Raw genomic sequence first — 6,295 nt, 5'->3', positions numbered from 1 at the left:
TCTTCGCCGCCACATCCGACTTCACCCTGCGGAAACCCGGCGCCTGAGCCGCCGGCGTCTTCACCGGAGCGGTGTAGCGCTGCGCGACCAGACGGGACACCGCACGGTTGCCGACCGCACCCTGCAGCATCCGCAGATCACGCGCACCCAGGGCCGGGCGGTCGGACGTGGGTACCGTGGCCGTGTCGGCGGTTTCCGCGACGGTCTGCGCGGTGGCGGCGGAGGTGCTGGAGGCGGCGGCGTTGGGCCCGTGCTGCGCGGCCTTCCCGGCAGGGGTGCCGGGGCGCGCTGAGCCTGTGGGCTTGGTGGGCTTCTCCCCGGTGGCCTTCATGGCGTCGCCCGCTGGAGCCGGCCGCCGCGTTCGCCGCTCGGGTGTATGTGCTCGGCCTTGGCCGTGCCTCCCGACATGTCCGTCAGGATGCGCGCGTTCGCGAGTCGGTACCTATCCCGATGTGCCGGTTTGAGGGCAGTTGGGGATGCACCTTCGGGCAGGCGGTTCTGTACGCGGGGGCGGCCGATCGCCCTTCCCGAAGATCCCCGAGCGCCACAAGAATCGCATTCGTTTCCCCGGTCAAGGAGAGTGGTATGCCGTCGTACCTGTCCCCGGGCGTCTACGTCGAGGAAGTCGAGTCCGGGTCCCGCCCGATCGAAGGGGTGGGGACGTCGGTCGCCGCCTTCGTCGGCTTCGCCCAGAAGGGCCCGTTCAACGAGCCGACGCTGATCACCAACTGGACGCAGTTCACCAGCGTCTTCGGTGACTTCGTCGAAGGCACGTATCTGGCCTCGTCCGTCTACGGGTTCTTCGCCAACGGTGGCGGGATCTGCTACGTCGTCCGCATCGGCGGTCGCGACACCGAGGAGGGCGAGGCGCCGCCCAAGGCCCAGCTCACCGCCGGACCGCAGGCGCAGCTCGGCCCCTATGTGGTGCGGGCTCTGCCCGGCGTCACCGGTGAGATCACCATCGAGGTGGCGGACCCGGAGGGCGAGGATCCGCCGCAGGACGTGTTCAAGCTGCTGGTGAAGCGCGACGGCCAGGTCGCGGAGACCTACCCGGCCGTCACCACCAAGCGCAGCAAGGAGAACGTCGCCACCCAGGTGAAGGCCCAGTCGCGGCTGATCGCGCTGGAGGAGCCCGGCAAGGGCGCCGCACCCGCCCGGCCCGCGAGCCAGGCGGTCACTCTGGCGGTACCGCAGAGCAGCGACCCCGCCGGCGCGGCAGCGCCCGACGCGCTGTCCGTCGACTCGTATGTGGGCAGCGCCGACCGGCGCACCGGCTTCGGCGGGCTGGAGGCCATCGAAGAGATCACCATGGTGGCCGTGCCCGACCTGATGAGCGCCTTCGAGCGCGGAGTGCTGGACCTGGAGACGGTGATCTCCGTTCAGAACGGGCTCATCACCCACTGCGAGTCGATGGGCGACCGGATCGCCATCCTCGACCCGCCGCCCGGCCTGAGCCCGCAGCAGGTGAAGGGATGGCGGCGGGAGCGCGCCGGGTTCGACTCCAAGTACGCCGCCATGTACTACCCCTGGATCAAGGTGTTCGACCCGGGTGCCGGGCGGAACACCTTCGTGCCGCCCAGCGGCCACATCGCGGGCGTGTGGGCGCGCAACGACGAGTCGCGCGGCGTGCACAAGGCCCCGGCCAACGAGGTGATCAGGGGAGCCGTCGCCCTTCAGACGCAGATCACCAAGGGCGAGCACGACCTGCTCAACCCCATCGGACTCAACTGCATCCGCGCCTTCCCCGGCCGCGGTATCCGGATCTGGGGCGCCCGCACCCTCGCGGACGACCAGGCCTGGCGCTACCTCAACGTGCGGCGGCTCTTCAACTACCTGGAGGAGTCGATCCTGGCCGGCACCCAGTGGGTGGTGTTCGAGCCGAACGACGACGCCCTGTGGGCCCGGGTACGCCGCACCATCTCGGCCTTCCTGGTCAACGAGTGGCGCAAGGGAGCGCTGTTCGGACTCACCCCGGACGAGGCCTTCTACGTGAAGTGCGACCGGGAGACCAACCCGCCGGAGAGCATCGAGGCGGGCCAGGTCATCTGCGAGATCGGGGTCGCCCCGGTCAAGCCGGCGGAGTTCGTGGTGTTCCGGCTCGCCCAGTTGTCGGGCGGCACCGGCGCCGTCGACGAGTGACGGCACCCGCGCGGCGGCCCCACCGGCCGCCCGCGGACTCTACTGAGCGAACAAGGAGGCTGGTATGCCGCTCCCCGATCTCGACAGTTCCGTAGGCCACTCCTTCGGGCTGGAGTTCGACAGCGTGCTCATCCGCCAGATCACCGAGGTCAGTGGTCTGAAGATGGAGCAGGACGTCATCGAGCTGAAGCAGAACACCGCCGATGGCAAGTACGCGATCAAGAAGCTGCCCGGACGACCCAAGGCCGGCGAGGTCACCGTCACCCGCGGTCTCACCGAGGACAACAGCTTCGAGAAGTGGATCAAGGATTCGCGGTTCGGGAAGATGAACAACGCCCGGCGCCACGGCACCATCATCGTCTTCGACTACGAGGGCATCCCGATCAAGCGCTACAAGCTGGTCAACGCCTGGCCGAAGTCGCTGGAGATCAGCACCCTCAAGGCGGGCGACACCTCGGTGCTCACCGAGAAGCTGGCCATCACCTACGAAAGCATGGAAGTCGAGTGATGCGTCGCACCATCCCGGTCCCCGCTCGGGAGGACGAGTACGCGCCCCCCGAGGACACCGGGCAGGCGGTGCGAAGGGAGCGGACCGAGCGCCTGCGGACCGAGTTCCCCTTCGAACTGCCGCGCGGGTACGTGGACGGTTCCGGCACCGTCCACCGTACCGGTGTGATGCGCCTGGCCACCGCGCGGGACGAGTTGATCCCGCTCCGCGACGACCGGGTGCGGGAGAACTCGGCCTATCTGTCGGTGGTGCTGATCTCCCGGGTGCTCACCCGGCTCGGCACCATCGAGGACGTCCACCCGGGCATCGTGGAGGACCTGTTCGCCTCCGACCTGGCCTTCCTCCAGGACTTCTATCGGCGGATCAACGCCGAGGGGCACACCCGGGCCGCCGTCACCTGCCCCTCGTGCCAGGAGAGCTTCGCGGTGGACCTGGCCGGGGGTGGTCGCCTGGGGGAATCGTGACGTACGCGGCGGACCGGATCCACGAGGAAGTCGCGTACCTCGCCTTCCACTTCCACTGGCCGCTGGACCAGATCCTCGACCTCGAACACGCGGATCGCCTCAGGTATGTGGATCAGATCGCCCGGCTCAACGGGCAGTGACGCAACAACGCACGCGAGGGGACCGAGGAACCGATGGGATTGCTGTCCTGGCTGAGCGGCCGTCGGCAGACCGCCGCACCGGCCGCCGCGGCCGAGCCTTCGCCTCCCGCGTCCCCGGCGTCCGGCGGGGCGCCGGCGGCGGAGACCGGGGCGGCGGCACCCCCGTCGGTGCCCGGCTGGCAGGATCTGCCGCCCCTGCAGCGGATGGTGGCCGACACGGCGCTGGTCTCCGACCCCGACGGGTTCCGCGGGTCGCTCGGTACCTGGCGGGACGCCACGTTCAGCACCCCGCTCGGGCATCTGGTGAGCCCGCAGGCACCGTCGGGCCTGGGGCACGGGCTCGCCACGCCCAGCGCCCCCGTGGTGAGTCGGTCGGTCGCGGCCGAACCGGTCCCCCGGACCGCTGCCGCTGCCGGCACCGGTGAGGCCCCCAAGGCCGTACTCCAGCCGGCTCGGCCGCAGGCCATCGGCGGCGGGCAGGGCACGGCCGCGGCGGTGCAGCGTTCGTCGGCCGAGCCGCTGATCTCGGCCCGGCCGGCGGAGACGTCGATGCCCTCCCTGATCCAGCTGCCGGTCGTCACCCCGGCTCCCTCACCGGTGCCGGACACGCCGGTTTCGGATACGGGCGGGAGCACACCGCCGGTTTCGAATACGGGCGCGGGTGCGGCGCCGGTCGCGGATGCCGAGTCGGGCACGGGCGTGGTGTCGGCGCCGGCCGTGGATCCGGTGCCGGATCTGGGCGCGAGTCCGGCACCGCCCGCGGACACGGAGCCGAATTCCGGGGTGAGTGCGGCGCCCGAGTCCGTCACGGGCGGGGACGCGTCGCCTGAGACGGACTCGGGCGCCCGCGTGGCGCCGCTGACCGGGGCTGATTCCGGTTTGGGTCAGGTGGCGAGTCGGGCGGTGGGGCAGGAGTCGGCGCAGCGGGCCAGCGTGCAGCGGTCGGCCGCGTCCGAGGTCCCGCGGCCACCACGTGGACTCGGGCTGGGCGAACCGCTGTCCGCGCTGCCACCCACGGCCCAGCGTGCCCCGGCCGCGCGCACCGGCCCGGCCCCCTCGGCGCCCCCGTCCTTCGGCGCGGCCCCGGATCCGGCCATCATTTCGGGGCCTGTCGCCATTCCCGCTCCTCCTACCATCCCGGCTCCGCCCGCCATACCGACTCCTCCCGCCCTGCCGACGCCGTCCGCCTCCGTCCAGAGGGCGGCCTCCGCCGAGGTTCCGGATGCGGTCGCGGAACCGGAGACCGGGCCTGGTCCGACGGCCCCCGCACCGCAGCAGCCGGCCGCCGCTCCGGCATCGGAGCCGGCGGCGGGCGGGACCGCGGACGGGCTCCCGGACACCGCGGACTCGGCCGAGCCGGGGGACGGCGGCACGCTGCCCGTCGCCCGCACGGTGGACGACGCGGGCAGTGAGCTGCGTTCCGACATCTCCCGGCACCCCGATCCCGAGCCGGTCCCCGAACCGCCCGCACCGGAGCCCCCGGCCAGGCCACTGCTCGGCGATGATCCGCTGATCCCGCACCACTCAAAGACCACGGACACCACGGACACGTCTTCGCACACCGCTTCGGACCCGGCACCGCAGACCACCGCCCCGCACGCGGCTCCACTCCAGACCGGCGCTCCCGGCCCGGCGTCCTCGCAGGACACGACCTCGGGAGCGGATTCCTCGCGGGCCGGGGCGCCCTCTGTCTCCCGTGCGGCGGTGCCGCTGCAACGGGCCACCGCGGATGGCACCCCGATCACCGGCCCGGCCCCGTCCGCGGAGCCGGTGGCCACCGGTCCGGTGGTGCCGCTGGTGGCGCAACGCTCCCTGCCGCTCTTCTCGGGCGTGCCGGTCCCGGACGACAGCGGACCGACCGCGGCTCCGGAGCCCAGCGTGGTGCCGCTGCGCTGGGGGATGGACCCGCCGGCGGAGTCCGAGTCGGCCGGCTCCGGGCATGCGGCCGACCCACCGCACTCCGGCTCCAGACCGTCGGCCCCCGAGCCCCACGGCTCCGGTCACGGCGGACCAGGCGGTGAGGGCTCCGGGGGCTCCGGCTCCGACGGGCCGGGATTCGACGGCCCCGGACCGTCCGGCCCCGCGCCGTCCGGTTCCGGGCCGGTGGTGTCCCGGCTGCGCGACGCGGCGCACCCCGAGCCCGGCCGGCCCGCCGCGGGCGGCTCCGCTTCCGCGCCGACGACGCGGCCCGCGCCGGTCCAGCGGTCGACGGCGCGGGCCGCGGGGGACGAGAGGGGAGCGGGGGAGGAGGCAGGGCCGGCGGCCCATCGGTTCGAAGCGGCGCCGGGTGTTCAGTGGTCAGCAGCGGAAGCGGGGCCCGGCCACCAGCAGCCGGCGGCCGTCCAGCGGTCGGAAACCCGGCCCGTACCGATCCAGCAGCCGGCGGTGGGACCGGCGGCCGTCCAGCGGTCGGTGACCGGGGCCGCACCGGTTCAGCAGCCGACGGCACCGGCCACGCCGAACCGGGGTGCGGCCGCTGAGCCCGTTTCCCCGCACGGCCCGGCCATGCCACCCGCTACGGCCCAGCGGTCCGTCACCGCACCGTCCACGCCCTGGCGCCCCGTCGGCAACCCGCCCCTGGAACAGAGTTCGCCCCGCCAACCGTCCCTGGTCCAGCGGTCAACTGCGGACCCGGCCGCACCCCGGCCCACGGCGTCGGCCCCCCGGTCGCAGCCCGTGGTCGTCATCCCCGCGCCCCCGCTGCCGTACCCGGCGTCCGGCGCGGTGCAGCGTACGGTCACCGAGGCGGCGCCTCAGACGGCCGCGCCCGCGCGGCCTGGTGCGGCACCGCCCGTGCCGCTGTCCCGGTCGATGTCCCCCGGTGCCACCGGGGCGGCGGAGTCCGGGGGCGCACCGGTGCAGCGCCTGGTGGATGCCGGGGCGGTGGCCGTGGCCGCGGGAGTGGCGCAGCGGATGGCGGACGGTTCGGTCGTCTTCCGGCCGCCGCCCGGGCATCTCGCGGCCGTGCAGCGGGACGCCGGAACGCCTCCGGCCGATCCACCCGCCGACGACGCGCCGCCACCGGCCGACCCGCCCCACGAGCC

General features: G+C 73.5%; 6 protein-coding genes. 5 read left to right on the top strand and 1 reads right to left on the bottom strand.

Features of this window, described 5'->3' with window-relative positions; translation table 11 throughout:
* Nucleotides 1-331: hypothetical protein (locus tag E4099_RS27530; protein WP_209446760.1), on the bottom strand; the 331-nt coding region annotated here is incomplete at its 3' end.
* 254 nt (nucleotides 332-585) lie between these two features.
* Between E4099_RS27530 and E4099_RS27525 the strand changes: the two genes are divergently transcribed.
* The 5 genes from E4099_RS27525 to E4099_RS33250 form a co-directional block, all read left to right on the top strand.
* Nucleotides 586-2,139, top strand: coding sequence for a phage tail sheath family protein (locus E4099_RS27525; protein WP_135341834.1), 1,554 nt, complete (start codon nucleotides 586-588; stop codon nucleotides 2,137-2,139).
* A 64-nt stretch (nucleotides 2,140-2,203) separates the two neighbouring features.
* Nucleotides 2,204-2,647, top strand: coding sequence for a phage tail protein (locus E4099_RS27520; protein ID WP_135341833.1), 444 nt, complete (start codon nucleotides 2,204-2,206; stop codon nucleotides 2,645-2,647).
* Nucleotides 2,647-3,111 carry a hypothetical protein gene (locus E4099_RS27515; RefSeq protein ID WP_245245217.1) on the top strand — a complete coding sequence of 155 codons (465 nt, stop codon included), beginning with the start codon at nucleotides 2,647-2,649 and terminating at the stop codon, nucleotides 3,109-3,111. Before E4099_RS27520 ends, E4099_RS27515 begins: the two co-directional genes overlap by 1 nt.
* A complete protein-coding gene (locus E4099_RS33255; protein ID WP_167828497.1) occupies nucleotides 3,108-3,251 on the top strand; it encodes a DUF6760 family protein in 144 nt (47 codons plus the stop codon). Before E4099_RS27515 ends, E4099_RS33255 begins: the two co-directional genes overlap by 4 nt.
* A 33-nt stretch (nucleotides 3,252-3,284) precedes the next feature.
* On the top strand, nucleotides 3,285-6,295 hold a 3,011-nt coding region (locus E4099_RS33250; protein WP_167828496.1), incomplete at its 3' end, for a hypothetical protein.

The organism is Streptomyces palmae (assembly GCF_004684805.1).
Lineage (GTDB): Bacteria > Actinomycetota > Actinomycetes > Streptomycetales > Streptomycetaceae > Streptomyces > Streptomyces palmae.
The sequence above is the reverse complement of the archived record's forward strand: the minus strand, read 5'-3'. Positions and strand labels throughout refer to the sequence as shown.